The 15,931-nt window shown below is 48.3% G+C and carries 14 protein-coding genes; 5 read left to right on the plus strand and 9 right to left on the minus strand.

Annotation, left to right across the window (positions count from 1 at the left end; all coding sequences use genetic code 11):
* Positions 1-4: 4 nt before the first annotated feature.
* From R3O62_RS10450 to R3O62_RS10465, 4 genes are all read right to left on the minus strand, one after another.
* Positions 5-301 carry a DUF4134 domain-containing protein gene (locus tag R3O62_RS10450; RefSeq protein ID WP_004308755.1) on the minus strand — a complete coding sequence of 99 codons (297 nt, stop codon included), beginning with the start codon at positions 299-301 and terminating at the stop codon, positions 5-7.
* Positions 302-471: 170 nt separating this feature from the next.
* A complete protein-coding gene (locus R3O62_RS10455; protein WP_007845735.1) occupies positions 472-1,134 on the minus strand; it encodes a hypothetical protein in 663 nt (220 codons plus the stop codon).
* Positions 1,135-1,136: 2 nt separating this feature from the next.
* Complete coding sequence (locus tag R3O62_RS10460; RefSeq protein ID WP_007845734.1) at positions 1,137-1,565, minus strand: DUF3408 domain-containing protein; 429 nt, start codon at positions 1,563-1,565, stop codon at positions 1,137-1,139.
* Position 1,566: 1 nt separating this feature from the next.
* Positions 1,567-2,349, minus strand: a complete 783-nt coding sequence (locus R3O62_RS10465; protein ID WP_007845733.1) for a ParA family protein — start codon at positions 2,347-2,349, stop codon at positions 1,567-1,569.
* Positions 2,350-2,930: 581 nt separating this feature from the next.
* Between R3O62_RS10465 and mobA the strand changes: the two genes are divergently transcribed.
* The 3 genes from mobA to mobC are packed head-to-tail and all read left to right on the plus strand — an operon-like array spanning position 2,931 to position 6,635.
* Positions 2,931-3,353 carry a conjugal transfer protein MobA gene (gene mobA / locus R3O62_RS10470; protein WP_118023850.1) on the plus strand — a complete coding sequence of 141 codons (423 nt, stop codon included), beginning with the start codon at positions 2,931-2,933 and terminating at the stop codon, positions 3,351-3,353.
* Entirely contained in the window at positions 3,338-4,606 is a 1,269-nt protein-coding gene (gene mobB, locus R3O62_RS10475; RefSeq protein ID WP_118023849.1) for a conjugal transfer protein MobB, read from the plus strand. Before mobA ends, mobB begins: the two co-directional genes overlap by 16 nt.
* A gap of 19 nt (positions 4,607-4,625) precedes the next feature.
* Complete coding sequence (gene mobC, locus R3O62_RS10480; RefSeq protein ID WP_032588330.1) at positions 4,626-6,635, plus strand: conjugal transfer protein MobC; 2,010 nt, start codon at positions 4,626-4,628, stop codon at positions 6,633-6,635.
* 45 nt (positions 6,636-6,680) lie between these two features.
* On the opposite strand, the gene R3O62_RS10485 is transcribed toward mobC, so the two are convergent.
* The 4 genes from R3O62_RS10485 to R3O62_RS10500 form a co-directional block, all read right to left on the minus strand.
* Complete coding sequence (locus R3O62_RS10485; protein ID WP_032588333.1) at positions 6,681-7,697, minus strand: nucleotidyl transferase AbiEii/AbiGii toxin family protein; 1,017 nt, start codon at positions 7,695-7,697, stop codon at positions 6,681-6,683.
* A gap of 9 nt (positions 7,698-7,706) precedes the next feature.
* A complete protein-coding gene (locus R3O62_RS10490) occupies positions 7,707-8,408 on the minus strand; it encodes a DUF6088 family protein (protein WP_011202384.1) in 702 nt (233 codons plus the stop codon).
* A 946-nt stretch (positions 8,409-9,354) separates the two neighbouring features.
* The gene (locus R3O62_RS10495) at positions 9,355-9,765 is read right to left on the minus strand and encodes a hypothetical protein (protein WP_004309979.1); all 411 of its coding nucleotides are present in this window, start codon (positions 9,763-9,765) and stop codon (positions 9,355-9,357) included.
* Between the two features lie 155 nt (positions 9,766-9,920).
* Positions 9,921-10,547, minus strand: a complete 627-nt coding sequence (locus R3O62_RS10500; protein ID WP_004309980.1) for a Crp/Fnr family transcriptional regulator — start codon at positions 10,545-10,547, stop codon at positions 9,921-9,923.
* 938 nt (positions 10,548-11,485) lie between these two features.
* On the opposite strand from R3O62_RS10500, the gene R3O62_RS10505 reads away from it, so the two are divergent.
* Both R3O62_RS10505 and R3O62_RS10510 read left to right on the plus strand, forming a co-directional pair.
* Positions 11,486-12,802, plus strand: coding sequence for a DUF4099 domain-containing protein (locus R3O62_RS10505; protein WP_122134149.1), 1,317 nt, complete (start codon positions 11,486-11,488; stop codon positions 12,800-12,802).
* A 25-nt stretch (positions 12,803-12,827) separates the two neighbouring features.
* Positions 12,828-14,915 carry a type IA DNA topoisomerase gene (locus tag R3O62_RS10510; RefSeq protein WP_118023846.1) on the plus strand — a complete coding sequence of 696 codons (2,088 nt, stop codon included), beginning with the start codon at positions 12,828-12,830 and terminating at the stop codon, positions 14,913-14,915.
* A gap of 97 nt (positions 14,916-15,012) precedes the next feature.
* Here the strand turns inward: R3O62_RS10510 and R3O62_RS10515 are convergent, their stop codons facing one another.
* Entirely contained in the window at positions 15,013-15,531 is a 519-nt protein-coding gene (locus tag R3O62_RS10515; protein WP_118023845.1) for a dihydrofolate reductase family protein, read from the minus strand.
* Between the last annotated feature and the right edge of the window lie 400 nt (positions 15,532-15,931).

Raw genomic sequence — 15,931 nt, forward strand, 5'->3', positions numbered from 1 at the left:
CTTTTTAGAGGAAGAACGAACGTAGGATAGTGGCGGCGACAATCAGGAAGATGCACGCCCCGAACCAACTGGCGGCGGTCTTTGAGGTGTCGGGGTCGCCGCTTGAAAACTTGTTATATACTTTTACCCCGCCAATCAAGCCGCAGACCGCCCCGATTGCGTACACCAGTTTTGTTCCGGGGTCAAAATACCCGGTGATTAGGTTCGTGGCTTCGGTGATGCCCGCCTGCCCGTTTCCTTGTGCGTAGGCACTTACCACGGCGGCAAGTATAGCCGCCGACAAGAAGATTTTCTTTCTCATTGTGATTTGTTTTTAATGCCGGGCGGCGGGTGGATAGTCCGCCTTTCCCGGCTGGTGAATAATTTGAAATTTTAGTGGTCGGGGATAGTCCCGTTTGTCTGTTTGGTTTTCAGGTTGCCAATCAACCGTAATCCCGTTGTTTCATGCTGTCAGGCTTATACATTATTATATTATAGGAAATCGTTCATGTCGAACGCTTCGTGTTCCTCGCTTGTATCGCCAGTTCCGGCAGGGACAGCAGCCGTAGCCAGTTCCGCTTCGTTGCGTCCCAGCAGTTCCGCCACCTTTGCCAGCCCGCCGTTGATGTTCTCCACCACCGCATCGTAGAGGTTCGTCCCCTCAATGCTTGCCAGTGTCCCGGCGGTTTGCCGTTTCTCCGCTTCGGTTGGGTTGTCGGCGTTCGCCGTGCGTACCGCTTCGCCCAGTTCATCGAAGCTCACGCCCGTAGCCCGTCCGGTATCATCGTCACCGTCCATGTACCCGGCTATTTCCTCGTCCTCGTAGTCGGGTTCGTCATTCTCGTAACCGGGCGTTTCTTCCGCTTCGGCTGCTGCTTCCGGAATGTTTTCTTCCGGCTGTCCGTCAGCCTGCGGCGCAAAAATAGTATCATTTTCAGCCGCTTGCGGGATGTGTCCCGATTTGTCCTGCGCTGTCCCGATTAGTCCGCCCTTGTATCGGCTTTCACCTATCAGCGTGTAGCCCGAAACCCCGTTTCGTGGGAGTGGCGCATCATCCGTTCTGCCCGGTGATGTCCGGCTGTCCGTGTAGCGATACCACAGCCATAGGGCAATATAGTACACCAAAAGCCCGGTAAGTATGCAATAGATTACCATAGTCAGACAGGCTTTTGGAAGTTGCTTTCGTACAGGGTGTTTATCTCGTCTTGGTACTGCTCGAAGTGTCGCAGCAGAATGTTTTCCACGTAGCTGCTTACCGTCACCTTGCGCCCGCCTATCACTGTCACGATACGCATCAGCTTTTCGTGCGTGGTACGGCTCACGTACAAGGGCTGTCGGTCTGCCAGTTCTACTTTCTGAAAGTAGGTTTCCCGGTAGTCGCCCGAACCGCCCTTGCGCTTGCGGTTTGTCGTTTTCTCCACCCGCACCGTTTCCGTCTGCTGTTCCTCTTGGGTAACTTGTGATGCAAGATTGGTATGTGGTGCATCATTCGGTTTATTATCTTCTTTACTGGGAACACCCTGCGAGATAAGCTCTTTCATGAAATCCTCGTCTATCTTCGGCATCCCGCCGCTTTGCTTTGCCATATCATTTTAATTTGATGTAGTACACTATTTCGGTTATCAGTTCTTCCAAGTTGCTTCCCCTTACCAGCGGGCGGCTGGCGGGAAAGAGCGTGGAGCGGAACACCGCCTTTTTATCCGCCACCAGTTCCTTTTTGTAGCGTTTGGTATCGGGGATAAAGGTTTTCATCAGCGGCAGTTCCAGTTCCTTAATGGTCTTGTCGTAGGCGGTGTAAAGGTCTGTTTTCTCCCTACCGTCCACCATGTTCCAAAAGAGGTACAGCCCGGCAAGTCGGCAGGCTTCATTCTTCACTAATAGCTTTTGGATAGCCATTGCGAACGACAGGCTGCTTTCCAGCACCACCTTGTCGGCGGAAATGGGGGTGAAAATGTAGTCCATGCCCGCAAGGGAGTTTATCACGCCCTCGCTGTTCACCGTGCCGGGCAGGTCGAAAAACACTATATCCGGCACGTGTCCGGCGGCTATATGTTCGTCAGCCGTTGCAATCGCCTTTTCAGGTGAACTGCACAATACCGGGTAGGCTTTCTTCCCCAGCCGGGTGAACTGTTCATACGCCATTCGCTTGTAATCTTCATCCGCCCCGACCTGCTCGGCATCCCGCTTTCGCATCCCGGCAATGGAGTGTTGCGGGTAGTCGCAATCGACCACCGCCACATCGTAGCCTTTGAGGTAGTAGAGGTAACTCGCCGCCAGCACGGTAAAGGTGGTTTTGCCGACCCCGCCCTTTTGGGTGGAAAAGGCGACATAAAGGGGTGTTTTCTCGTTTTCCATATTGCTTCCGTTCATTATTGGTTGATAGATTTATTTATTGCTTTCAATCAATCCAGCCATATAGCTTTCTTTGTTTCCATATTGCAATCTTGAAATATTGAAAGACTGTTTTATTTCAATCTTGTTTTCCAGCTTTCATTCTTTCTTGAAATATTGAAATCCTGCAATCACGTTTTATTGAAATCCTGCTTTCAATCATTCTTTCCTGATTGGAATATTTCTTTCAATCTTGCTTTCAATCTTGAAATCCGATGCAAAAAAAGGGAGAAAAAACGTCCCCTGAAAACCTTGTCCCGATTTGTCCTGCGCTGTCCCGTTTTGTCCACCAACCGCCTATTTTACAGCATTATAAATCACCGTTACTTTGCAGCGGAGTAACGAACCGCCGGGGGCGCAGGTGTAAAACCGGGCTGGTGAATGGCTGGGCTTACCGTTCCACGCTAACCCCAATCCGTCCGTGACGGATTTCGATTTTCGTCAGAAAATAGCAAGGTGTGTTTTGTAGCATACAAAACCGTTTTCCGTGCCTGAAAACGCCTTGCCCCTTGCGGGGGTAAAAATCACTCCGAAGTCGTAATTTTTTAATCCAAAGAAGCATGGAAACAAGAAGAACCAACAAGGGCGGTCGCCCCGCCCTCGCAGACCCGGCGAAGCATCGCCATGTCCTTTACCTGAACGACCGGGAGAACGCCCGCTTCCTCTCGCAGTGGGAGCAGTCGGGCGTTACGAGCAAGTCCCGTTTCATCGCCGCCCGGCTGTTCGGCGAGCCGTTCCGGGTGGTGAAAGTGGACAAATCGGCAGTAGAATATTGCGCCCGGCTGACCGAATTTTACGCCCAGTTCCGGGCGGTTGCGGTCAATTACAACCAAGTCGTAAAGGCGTTACACGGCAACTTTTCGGAGAAAAAGGCATTGGCTTTTCTCTATAAACTGGAGAAAGCGACCACCGAACTGGCGGTACTGAACCGCCAAGTTATTGCATTAACCAATGAATGCAAGGAACTATGGTTGCCAAAATAAGCACGGGCGGCAATATGTTCGGCGCACTGGTGTACAACCAAAACAAGGTGGACAGCGAGGAAGCAAAGGTGCTTTTTTCCAACAAAATGCTGTTGAGCGAGGACGGGAACTTCTCTATCGGCGAGTGTATGCGCAGCTTTGAAATGCAGATGCCCGTCCAGCTATCCACCAAGAAGCCGATACTTCATATTTCCATAAACCCGCACCCGGAAGACGTGCTGACCGACCAGCAGCTTTCCGACATAGCCAAAGAGTATATGCAGAAGTTGGGCTATGGCAACCAGCCTTATTTGGTGTACAAGCATACCGACATCGGCCGCCACCATATCCACATCGTGGGGTTGCGGGTGGACGAGAACGGCAGACCGCTGAATGACAAGTTCGAGCATCGTCGCAGCAAGCAAATCACCCGTGAACTGGAAAAGAAATACAACCTGCACCCGGCAGAGCGAAAGGAACGTGCCGAACGTCCGGAACTTAAAAAGGTGGATTATGCCACCGGGGACGTGAAGCACCAAATCGGCAACACCGTGAAAGCGGCTTGCTACGGCTACCGCTTCCAATCGTTCGGGGAATACAAGGCTTTGCTTGCCGTTTACAACGTCTGCGCCGAGGATGTCAAGGGTGAAGTGAACGGCAAGCCCTATCAGGGCATAGTCTATTCCGCCATGAACGACAAGGGAGAAAAGGCGGGCAACCCGGTAAAGGCTTCCCGCATCGGCAAGTCGGTAGGTTATGAAGCGGTGCAGCGCAGAATGGAGAAATCGGGCGAGCTGATTAAGAACGGCAAGCTGAAAGAGCGCACCCGGAAGATTGTAGCCACTGCCATGCAGACCGCCCACAGCCGCAAGGAACTGGAACAGCAGCTAAAGAAGCAGGGCATTGACGTGGTATTCCGTCAGAATGACAGCGGGCGCATCTATGGCGTTACGTTCATCGACCATGACAACCGGGTGGTGCTGAACGGTTCACGCTTGGGCAAGGAGTATTCGGCGAACGTGTTCAACGAACGTTTTTCGGGCGAAACCGGAAAGATGCACCAGTCCGAATTGTCAGCACCACAGCAAGACCAGCCCACGCATCAGGAACAGCCGGGCTTCACGCCGAAATCCGATATCGTTCCGGGTGTGGCTTCGGTGCTGGGTGCTTTCGGTGGATTGCTTGGCGGCGGTGCATCAGGCGGTGACGAGCCGCAGGACACCGCCCGCCAAAAGAGAAAGAAGAAAAAGAAGCGCACAAGGCGCATCGACTAACTTAAAAAACATTACAATCATGCAACAGGAAGATGATTTGAGAGGGCTTGCACGGGTCATGGACTTTATGCGGGCTATCAGTATTCTATTCGTGGGAATAAACGTGTACTGGTTCTGTTACTCCACCCTGAAAGAATGGGGAGTGACATTTGAGGTGATAGACAAGATACTGTGGAACTTCCAGCGTACCACCGGGCTGTTCTCGTCCGTTCTTTGGACAAAACTTTTTTCGGTGGTGTTCCTCGCCCTGTCGTGCATCGGTACTAAGGGAGTGAAAGAGGAAAAGATAACGTGGACGAAGATACATTGCAGTCTTGTGGCGGGTGTCGTGTTGTTTTTCCTGAACTGGTGGCTGCTGGAACTTCCGCTGCCACATACGGCGGACACTGTGTTTTATATCGCCACGCTGTCGGCGGGCTATATCTGTATGCTCATGGCGGGTACATGGATGTCCCGGCTGTTGAAGAACAACCTGATGGATGATGTCTTTAACACGGAAAACGAAAGTTTCCAGCAGGAAACAAGGCTTATCGAAAATGAATACTCTGTAAACTTGCCTACCCGGTTCTACTATAAGAAGAAGTGGAACAACGGCTATATTAACGTTGTAAACGTTTTTCGTGCGAGTATCGTGTTAGGAACGCCGGGCAGTGGTAAGTCATACGCAGTAGTAAATAATTATATAAAACAGCAAATCGAGAAAGGTTTTGCGCTCTACTGCTATGATTATAAGTTTCCCGATTTATCGGAAATCGCTTATAATCATTTGCTTAACCACTTGGACGGGTATAAGGTAAAGCCCAAATTCTACATTATCAATTTTGACGACCCACGCAAGAGCCACCGATGCAACCCGATAAACGCCAGTTTCATGTCGGACATTGCGGATGCCTATGAAGCAAGCTACACGATAATGCTTAACCTCAATCGAAGTTGGATAAGCAAGCAGGGCGACTTCTTCGTGGAAAGCCCGATTATTCTTTTGGCGGCTATAATTTGGTATCTCCGTATCTATCAAGGCGGTAAGTATTGCACGTTCCCCCATGCCATTGAACTGCTAAATAAGAAATACGCTGATGTTTTCACGATTTTACGCAGTTATCCCGAACTGGAAAACTATCTTTCCCCGTTCGTGGATGCTTGGGAAAGTTCGGCAGTTGAACAGTTGCAGGGGCAGATTGCCAGTGCGAAAATCCCGCTTTCAAGGATGATAAGCCCGGCACTTTACTGGGTAATGACGGGTGATGATTTTTCACTCGACATCAACAACCCGAAAGAGCCTAAAATACTGGTTGTCGGCAACAATCCCGACCGCCAAAATATCTACTCGGCAGCACTGGGCTTATATAATTCCCGTATCGTGAAGCTGATAAACAAGAAAGGTCAGCTTAAAAGTTCGGTGATAATAGACGAGTTGCCAACGATTTATTTTCGTGGGCTTGACAACCTGATTGCTACTGCCCGAAGCAACAAGGTGGCGGTTCTGCTGGGCTTTCAGGATTACAGCCAGCTTACCCGTGACTACGGGGACAAGGAAAGCCGGGTGATACAAAATACTGTGGGCAACGTGTTTAGCGGTCAGGTAGTCGGTGAAACGGCAAAAATCCTTTCCGAGCGTTTCGGAAAGGTGTTGCAGAAACGGCAGAGCATGACAATCAACCAGCGGGAGAAGTCCACCTCTATAAGTACCCAAATGGACAGCCTGATACCCGCCAGTAAAATATCCAACCTCACGCAAGGCATGTTCGTGGGTGCTGTGGCGGACAACTTCGATGAACGGATAGAGCAGAAGATTTTCCACTGCGAAATCGTGGTGGACAATGAAAAGGTGAAGCGGGAAACCGCCCGTTACGTGAAGCTGCCGCAGATAATCGACTTCACCGACAAGGACGGCAACGACCGGATGCAGGAGGAGATACAAGCCAACTATGACCGCATCCGGCAGGAAGTCCGGCAGATTGTCGAGGACGAGATAACCCGGATTAAGAACGACCCGGAGCTATGCCATTTGATAAAAGAGGAAGAATAGCTGTATATAATATAATGTATGGAGTGAAGAACAGCCGATGTAGCTTTACGGTTGTTCTTCATTCTGTTTTTTTGTGCGGTAGGCTTCAAAACGCACTAATATTTCGTGCAGGTTCTTCAATGTTTCCACAGCCTTGCCTATCGGCGGCATATTGCTTTTGTCAAAGGTCAGTTTCTTCAAATCGGTAGTGTACGCCGTAGCCACTTCGGGTAACGCCATGACCGCTTCGGCATCCTTGAATATCGGAGCATCAGCCAGCGACAAGTGCGAACGGGAGTTTTTGTTTAGCCCGTCCTCTATCGTCACCCGGTACATGGCATCCAAGAAATCTTCCGAATGTAGGTAATCGTTATATCCCTGATTGTGGTAGAGTGCCGACAAGTCGTAAACGTCACGGATATGCTTTGCCAGCAGTGCGGCTGCATCCTCATTGTAAGACAGCTTTACCAGCCTTGAAACCTTGTCGCAGATAGTCTTTCGGGGATTGATGCACTGCGTTTCAAAACTTCCCAGCCCGTAGGTGCTTATCAGTTCCTCTTGCCCGATGCTTTCAAGAAAGGCGGTCACAATCGGTTTGATAACCCGCTTGTCCGCCGGGTAGAACATCAGTTTTTTGTCCGGCAGGTCACAGGATTTTATCTCTACTTCCAAATGCTCTTTTAGTCCCACACCCTGAAATACATTGTCATACGAGAAATACAGTTTGCGGTAATTACCGCCCGTTTCCGACAAATCTTCCTTGTATATGTCACTGTTAAGTTCGGCTATATATTTGGAAAGTTTCTTGTTCAATGTCTTTTCAGCCTGCTTGGACGCACCTTTGTCACCCGTGAACACGAACAAGTCCAAATCTTCCGAGAAGCGTTCTATCAGCCCGTAGGCTTTGGAAAGTGAAGTCCCGCCTTTGAAGTAGGTCTTATCCGCATATTCGGACATGGAAATATCCCGCAGTATCTTCGATACCCAGTAATCCTTTTCCACGTGCGACTGCTCGTAGCCGAAATGTTCAGCCGCCAGTGCGATGATTTCCTTGAACGCTTCCTTGTCCGAATGTAAATTCATATTTCTGTCCTATGCCGTTTTATAATCCAAGTTGAACCGTGTCGTGGGAAGAATGGTCTTTGCCATTTCTGTTTGCAATACGGTTTGTCTGATGTCGCCCAGTATGTCCGCCACCACCTTTCTGACACGTGGCGGGTAACTTTTCGCCAAAGATACGATTTTTTCCAGTTCCGGCAGGCTGTACCCGTTGAAATATTGGCTCTTGACCCGGTTGTAGATGTCCTGCCCGGTTGTTCCGGGTATGCGCTTCATGTCCTTTATCGCATCGAGCAGCCGCAAGTACGGGACAAGGCTTTCATCCGGGTAGTCCATGCAGTAGGCTTTCACGCACTCTATATCCAAGTTCTTGAAACGGAAACGGCGAACCGGGTTAGGAGTGGCTATCGTTATGGTTGTGGCAACCTGTTCGGTCAGCCCCATTTTGTTATAGATGTAAGCCCCCGTGATATAGCCGTTCAGTTTTTCAGTCAGGTAGCGGAACTGTTCATCCTGATAGACTGGCAGCTTTCCCAGCCCCAGCACTGATTTCTTGGGACGGTAGTACGCCCCCTTTTCAACCCGTACCAGTACCCCTTTGCGGCTCTGTTCGGAGAGCAGCACCGCAACATTGGCGGTCTTTTCCGTTTCAAACGATAAATCCCGGAACGTGAATATACGCCCGGTATCTATCCGTTCAATCTGCCCAAGTATCTCTTTTCTGAATGAAGCCATATTTATGTCCTTTGTTTCTATATGCAAAGATAGTATATTATGTAATCACCTGCAAAAACATAACAAAGATTTTGCCGAAGATGTTTTCTTTTTGTCGTGTCACCTGATAATAGGAGAATAACGGAAACTCAATCAAAGGCTTGCCATACGCTTCATAAACGCTTCACAAATGGCTCACAAGTATAATGCGATTTTTGTAAAACTGTTGATTATAAGCCGAGAACAATATATACAAATGGCTCACAAATGGCTCGTTTAAAGCAAGCGATTAACTTCGGTCTGTACCCGTTTTAAATCTCCAACCAACAGTTGGAGATTTACCGCACCCGGATAATTTCAAGCTCCGCAGGACAGATTCGGGCATCCCTTGCCCCCGTTTTTAGTCGCTATCTGTAGACTGGACTATTATTATACCATTCAATAATCAAATCATTATCGTTATTATGGACATTTAAAGTGAAAAAGATATTCCTATAATGATTAAAGCAATAGATGCAAATATGTATCTATATCTTTTTGTAGAAAACATTGCTCCTATACAAGAGATAGATACAGCAAATTGCATACATTTTAAACTTAACTCTGTAGTCTTAAATATACACATAGACAAAAAAGATAATGCCAAAACAAATAGTATAGCATTCAATATATATTTCAGTTTCATATTCCTTTGATTTACATTGACCTTATTAGCAGTAGCATATAAATTGCTCATCCTAACCCAATAACCAATCCTATACAAAAGAACAAGGTGAATCTCTTTTCCTTGTGTTTCAGCCCATAGACCAGCCCGATAATAGCACATAAAGGAATATTAGATGAATCTGCATTTTTTCCTTTATTTACAAGGTATTTATGACTTTCTTTGCTCAATTTGCAAATCTCACGGTTCTCATTGTTCTGTTGTAGCATACATTTATGCAACTTAATGTTCCCATGATTCAGTTTAATCTATTTTCTCTAATTCAATTGTAGCTACTTTCTCTTTATCTGGACTAATTTCATTCTGTATAATGGTTATATGTTTTTGGGTATAGCTTTTGATAATCCAAGGGGCTCCACCCAAATATAAAGCATTGCTATTAAATGTGATATATTTCCCTTCTATTGTATAAGTAATATCAATTTCATCGTAACCTTCCCAATTTACTTTCCCTTTCCGAGTATCTACAAATTGCATACCGACCCCCATATTTTGTACTGTCCAAGCCTCACAATGCCCTGTTCCACGCCATGAAGTCTGATAAAGTGCTTCGGGGGTTAATTCATTTGTCTGTTCATTATCATCGTCGCAGCTTATAAAGCTGAATGTACAGAGGAATAGCATAAGTATTCCAAGAATTTCTTTTGTTTTCATATTCTTTTTTTTAATCTCTTGTTTAACTCATTCAATCTTTATTTTGTCTCTTCGTTGAACCAACCAAAGATAAGACAAAGATAAAAAGAAGAATTCTTTGGCAGATTAAGATACTCTTGGAATATTGTTATGAATGTAAATTTCTAAACCTATGTTTATTTTTTGTTGTCAAAACTTTGCTTGCGTCTGATTCGGCTCATGTGTATGGGTGTAATTTTAAGGTAGGATGCTATTTCTTTTAGTGATACCATTTGAAGGATTGCAGGGCATTTTTTTAAAAGTTGGAGGTAACGCTCTTCCGGTGTGAATCTGAATAAATCCAAATAACGTGAATATGATTGGAAAAACATCTGTTCGGCTGCAATACGGGCTATCCGTTGGTTTTCATTATTTTCCTTGAATTTTTGCTGTAAGAATGTAGAAGAACAGATGTAAATCTCGCACGGGATTATCGCCTGTATATTCAATTCTGATTTCATGCCATATAAGCAAGTGGGATAATCGGCTATAAATTCATTTGGAAAGGAAAAACCGACATTATACGGCTTGTTTTCTGTCCGGTTGGTGCAACTGTATTTGACTACGCCTGATAAGATAAACCCGAAGAAAGAACAGGCATCACCTTCATGGAGAATAAACTCATTCTTTTTATAATGTCGTAACTCTCCATGTTTCAGACACAACTCCTTGAAGAAGTCTATGTCTATGTTACTCATATATGAATTGAATTCGGCTATCATTTGTATATAAGAGAAATGTATAAAAAATATCTGAATTTCCATGTTTGGAGTTTAGTCTGTTTTTTGTCTATATATCCAAACCGTACTAAACTTTTTTCTGTTGACTGCAAGATATAAGTACTGGCGAAAAGAGTAAGAATAAAAGGTATTTCTTTTTGACAGTATTACTTTTAATAATTTGAGGAGGAAATAATACTCTAAGTAAAGGCTTATTCTACCGTCCGAGAGCTTATTTTGCTCCAGCTTGGGGTTTTCTTTCGTTTTATTTTCTAACATTGCCATTGTTTAGAGGTTTTATCTCGATTTAGGTGCCGTAACCGGGTAATTACACTAAATAGTTGATTTTCTTTTGTTTTCTGCGGATGCAAAGGTACAAAAGAAAATGATATTTCAAAGTGTACTGAATAACAGAAAATGGCAAAAATAGAGAAAAACAGAAAATATTCAAATGACTGATAATAAGAAAGATGAATTATTTTTATTCTATAATCTCCATGTCTTGTATCGGCATTGGGTGGTAAAGAAGCAATAGATAACATCCATATTCTAAAAACTATTCCCTACATAGAAATGTCACTCCAATCTATCGGGGATTTGAAACGAGTGCAATAACAGATTACTAACGAAGCGCGATGACGCTTAAACAGTGTTCCCCGCTAATCCATTAAAGGGTTCACATATGGTTCATACTCGAATGATTTTCTTTTGCAAAATATGCAAATTACTTGAGTTTTAGCTATTTCAAAAAACGACCAAAGGGTTCACAAAGGGTTCATCGAAAGAGAGTGAAATCATTCACTCTCTTTTTTTATGCCCTTTTCAATTCCGCAACCAATGGTTGCGGAATTTCATCCCACCCGGACAAATCGGGACACCGCAGGACAAATTCGGACAGCCCTTGCCGCCCGTCCAAATATAGCATATTTAGTCGCTACCTTTGGGCGGGACTATTCCCGTAACCACTAAAATTCCAATTATTTATGGCAAACAGAATGACCCCGCCCGCAGAGGGGCAGGAAAAAGACGTGCTGCTGGTCTTGGATAAACAGCAGGGAAAGGTGAGTGCCGTTAAGGGTATCAACAAGGAGGGCAATTTGCAGACCGTACCGCCGACACACGGTGGCGAGTTCATGCAGGTGGACAAGAACAGCGATGTGTTCAGCAACTTCATTTCCAACTTCTACCGCAAGTATCAGGACACTTCCGGGCTGGAACTGTTCAGCGTCAAGGCTTCCAAAGCGGAGCAGGACGCAAAGGCAATCGAGGAAAACCACCGCAACCCTACACCGGAGGGCGACAAGCGGGCTGAAATGCTTCGAGTTCCGAAGCCCGACTTCCACGAGTTCAAGCAGGGTTACCGCTTCGACCCGGCAAAAATCGACTGGGAGAACCTGAAAAAAGTCGGCATCACCGCCGACACCCTGAAAAACACGAAGGACTTCGACCGGGTGATGCGTGGCTACAAGTCCCGAAATACCTACACCGTTTCGGGGACGGTGGGCGGCTTCTACCTCAAACCTACCGATGTCAAGCTCTCTTTCTATCAGGCAAAGGACGGCACGGTAATACCCAAGCTGCACGGCGTGCAGCAGGACGAAAAGCTGTTGCAACGCCCGTTCCATGAACACGGGTTCACCAAGCAGGAACAGGGCAACTTGCAAGGCACTGGCAACTTGGGCGGCATCGCTGAAATCAAAGACCCGAAAAGCGGCGAGCAAATCCCCGTGTTTGTCAGCCGGGACAGGTACACGCACGAACTGGAATACATGCGGGCTGACAAATGGAAATGCCCCGATACAATCTGTAACGTGCAAGTCAGCCCGGAACAGAAAGCCGCCTTTGAAGCCGGGCAAGCGGTGAAAATGGAAAACCTGCAATTCAGGGACGGCACGAAGCGCAGTGCCTATTTGCAGGTCAGTGCGGTGGAGCGTGGCTTGGAGTTCCTGCCCCGTGCCGCCGTCCAGTTCTTGCAGCAGGGACAGCAGCCCGCAGAACAGCAGGTAGCCGGGATAAAGGACGGAAAGGGCGTTGAGTTCAACGGTCATGTGCAGCCCGGCGTACAGGGCAAATCCCCCGACAAGGTGCAGCCGAAAGACGTTACCCCCGCCGCCGAGAGCCGGACGCAGGTAGCGGTCAATTCGGGGGGCAAGACCAACGAAGCCACCAAGCAGGGCAAAGAGCCGCTGAAACAGGGTCAGGACAAGCCCACCGCCAAGCAGAAAGAGAAGCAGGACAAGGCGCAGGACAAGAGCCTGAAAGCGGACAAGCCCAAGAAGTCCAGAGGAATGAAAATGTAGTACCCACCTTAAAAAGTAAAGAATTATGATTGCATTGATAGCAGAGAAGCCCAGCGTGGCAAAGGACATCGCCCGCATCATCGGTGCGACCGGGCGTAATGACGGTTATCTTTCCGGCAACGGGTATATGGTGACATGGGCGTTCGGCCACTTAATCCAGCTTGCCATGCCGGAAGCCTACGGCGTGGCGAACTTCCGCCGGGAGAGCCTGCCCATACTGCCGCCCGATTTCCAGCTAATCCCCCGTCAGGTGAAAGCGGAGAAAGGCTACAAGGCAGACCCCGGCGTGCTGAAACAGTTGAAAGTGATAAAGGAAGTGTTCGACCAGTGCGACCGGATTATTGTCGCCACCGATGCCGGACGTGAGGGTGAGTTAATCTTCCGCTATATCTTCCATTACCTGAATTGTCGGAAACCATTTGTGCGCCTGTGGATAAGTAGCCTTACCGACAAGGCAATCCGTGAGGGGCTGGATAACTTGCAGCCGGGAGAGCGTTACGATAACCTCTATTTCTCTGCCAAGTCCCGCAGCGAAGCGGACTGGCTGATAGGGATAAACGCCACCCAAGCGTTGAGCGTTGCCGCCGGGCAGGGGGTGTTCTCGCTGGGCAGGGTACAGACACCCACGCTCGTGATGATATGCAGCCGCTATTTGGAGAACAAGAATTTCGTACCCGCCAAGTTTTGGCAACTCAAAGCGGCGACCGCCAGCGGGGGAATAAATTTTACCGCCCAATCGACCGCCAAGTGGGAACAGCAGCCCGAAGCCATAGCCGCCCTGCAACGGGTAAAGGATGCCGGGCAACTTGTGGTTAAATCCGTTGAGAGGAAAGAAGCCTGCCAAGAACCGCCGCTTTTGTACGACCTTACCACGCTGCAAAAGGAAGCGAACACGAAGCTGAACTTCTCGGCTGACAAGACGCTTTCCATAGCGCAAAGCCTGTATGAAAAGAAAGTGATGTCCTACCCGAGAACCGGAAGCCGCTATATATCGGAGGACGTTTTCGATGAAATGCCGGAGCGTGTCGCCCTGCTGGGGCAATACCCCCGCTTTGCCGGGTATGCCGCCGGGCTGGACGGCACACCCCTGAACCGCCGTAGCGTGAATGACGGCAAAGTGACCGACCACCACGCCTTAATCGTTACCGAGAACCTGCCCGGCGAACTCTCCAAAGACGAGCGGGCGGTTTACGAGCTGGTAGCCGGGCGTATGCTGGAAGCCTTTTCGGGCAAGTGCGTGAAAGACGTTACCACCGCCATATTGTCGGCTGGAGATACCGACTTCACGGTAAAAGGGGCTGTGATGAAAGTAGCAGGCTGGCGTGCCGTGTTCGGCGAGCAGGAAACGGGCGGGGACGAAGAAGCCGCCAGCCTGCCGCCACTTCAAGAGGGCGAAAGCCTGCCGATTTTCAACGTGGAACTGTTGGAGAAGCAGACCAAGCCGAAACCGCTGCACACGGAAAGCAGCCTGCTTGCGGCAATGGAAAACGCCGGAAAGGAACTGGAAGATGCCGAACTGAAAGCCAGCCTGAAAGATGCCGGGATAGGCACACCCGCCACCCGTGCGGCGATTATCGAAACGCTGTTCGCCCGCCAGTACATCGTGCGTGAGAAGAAGAACCTTGTGCCTACTGACAAGGGGCTTGCCGTTTACAAGATTGTCAAGGACAAGAAGATTGCCGATGTCGAAATGACGGGTATGTGGGAAACCGCCCTTTCCAAGATAGAAGCGGGCAGCATGGATGCCGATACGTTCCGAAAGGGTATCGAGGTGTACGCCGCCCAAATCACGGCGGAACTGCTTTCGGTACAATTATCTGTTGCGGGCGGTGAAACCTGCCCCTGCCCGAAATGCGGTAGCGGACGCATCCTGTTCTACCCGAAAGTGGCGAAGTGTTCCAACGTGGATTGCACGCTTACCATATTCCGCAACAAGTGCGACAAGCAGCTTTCCGACAAGCAGATTGTCGAGTTGGTGACGAAACGCAAGACCGGGCTAATCAAGGGCTTCAAGGGCAAGAACGGCAAGGCTTTCGATGCTTCGCTGTTGCTGGACGAGCAGTTCAATGTCGGTTTTTCATTCCCCGAAAAGAAAGCGAAACCGAAGAAATAGCCTATCTTTGCCACTGAAATTTCATTGTGATAGGTTTTACAACTTATAATAATTGAAATTTTAGTGGTTGCGCCCGGCGGGAACCGGGCGCATTTTTTTATACGCTCCCGCCAAACAGGTAGGTCGAACAGACCACCCCGTTATCCAGCACCCTGCTTTCCGAGAGTTTCCAATGTGAGCCGAATGTTTCCCCGATAAAGCCGATGCCTTTGCCCGCCATGACCGGGACGGTGTATATTGTCAGGCTGTCCAGCAACCCGGCTTTAATCAATGAAGTAAGCAGCTTACCACCGCCCACCACCAGTATGTCGGTTTCCTGTTTAAGTTCATAGACCCTTTGCAGCGGTTCTTCGGTCAGGAACTCCACGCCGCAGTCCGGCGTCACGTTGGTGTCGTAGTGTGACACCACAAAAGACCGCTTGCTTTTGTGCGGCCACCCGCCCCAGTGTTCAAAGATGTAGTTGTAGGTGTTCGCCCCCATAAGCAGGCAGCTTGCGGCGGCGTGTTCCCTTGCCGCCAGTTCCTTGACCTCACGGGGCATCCAGTCCAGTTCATAGTCCGGTGTGGCGGTATGCCCGTCCAGCGATACGGCGATGTGCGCTTTGATTTGTTCCATATTGTCAGGTATTAAAGTGATATAAATCCCTACTGTCTTTGCACGTTAGCCGCCACCTCAAAAAGAAAGCGTGGCATGACGCTGTTTCAAAGTAGAGGTACTGGCATACCCAAATGTGGAAACAGTGCAGCCACGCTATGACAAACGCATAGCATATCCTGCGCTGAATATCCCCACATTTTGAAAAGTGCCAGTTTTCTACTTTGGGACGTTCGGCGAACGTATATGTTATATATAAAGGCAATATTCCGGCAACCGCCGTCCAACTGCCGTTACTTTTTTCGTGTAACTTCTGCAAAGTTAAGCAAATACCCTGAATTTTCACGTGCAAACAGAAAAAATCCTGCCGTGTTTCACAACAGGGCAGGACACAAGCACATGAATTACACAAGTTTTATCC

Origin of the sequence: Bacteroides hominis (assembly GCF_033042785.2) — a bacterium.
In the GTDB taxonomy this organism is placed as follows: domain Bacteria; phylum Bacteroidota; class Bacteroidia; order Bacteroidales; family Bacteroidaceae; genus Bacteroides; species Bacteroides hominis.

Excerpts from the sequence above, each read along its gene's own strand:
- R3O62_RS10465 (WP_007845733.1), bottom strand. The coding sequence starts at position 2,349 with ATGAACGGAAGCAATATGGAAAACGAGAAAACACCCCTTTATGTCGCC.
- mobA (WP_118023850.1), top strand. The coding sequence starts at position 2,931 with ATGGAAACAAGAAGAACCAACAAGGGCGGTCGCCCCGCCCTCGCAGAC.
- mobC (WP_032588330.1), top strand. The coding sequence starts at position 4,626 with ATGCAACAGGAAGATGATTTGAGAGGGCTTGCACGGGTCATGGACTTT.
- R3O62_RS10510 (WP_118023846.1), top strand. The coding sequence starts at position 12,828 with ATGATTGCATTGATAGCAGAGAAGCCCAGCGTGGCAAAGGACATCGCC.
- R3O62_RS10500 (WP_004309980.1), bottom strand. The coding sequence starts at position 10,547 with ATGGAAATTCAGATATTTTTTATACATTTCTCTTATATACAAATGATA.
- R3O62_RS10505 (WP_122134149.1), top strand. The coding sequence starts at position 11,486 with ATGGCAAACAGAATGACCCCGCCCGCAGAGGGGCAGGAAAAAGACGTG.
- R3O62_RS10485 (WP_032588333.1), bottom strand. The coding sequence starts at position 7,697 with ATGAATTTACATTCGGACAAGGAAGCGTTCAAGGAAATCATCGCACTG.
- mobB (WP_118023849.1), top strand. The coding sequence starts at position 3,338 with ATGGTTGCCAAAATAAGCACGGGCGGCAATATGTTCGGCGCACTGGTG.
- R3O62_RS10460 (WP_007845734.1), bottom strand. The coding sequence starts at position 1,565 with ATGGCAAAGCAAAGCGGCGGGATGCCGAAGATAGACGAGGATTTCATG.
- R3O62_RS10495 (WP_004309979.1), bottom strand. The coding sequence starts at position 9,765 with ATGAAAACAAAAGAAATTCTTGGAATACTTATGCTATTCCTCTGTACA.
- R3O62_RS10490 (WP_011202384.1), bottom strand. The coding sequence starts at position 8,408 with ATGGCTTCATTCAGAAAAGAGATACTTGGGCAGATTGAACGGATAGAT.
- R3O62_RS10450 (WP_004308755.1), bottom strand. The coding sequence starts at position 301 with ATGAGAAAGAAAATCTTCTTGTCGGCGGCTATACTTGCCGCCGTGGTA.
- R3O62_RS10515 (WP_118023845.1), bottom strand. The coding sequence starts at position 15,531 with ATGGAACAAATCAAAGCGCACATCGCCGTATCGCTGGACGGGCATACC.
- R3O62_RS10455 (WP_007845735.1), bottom strand. The coding sequence starts at position 1,134 with ATGGTAATCTATTGCATACTTACCGGGCTTTTGGTGTACTATATTGCC.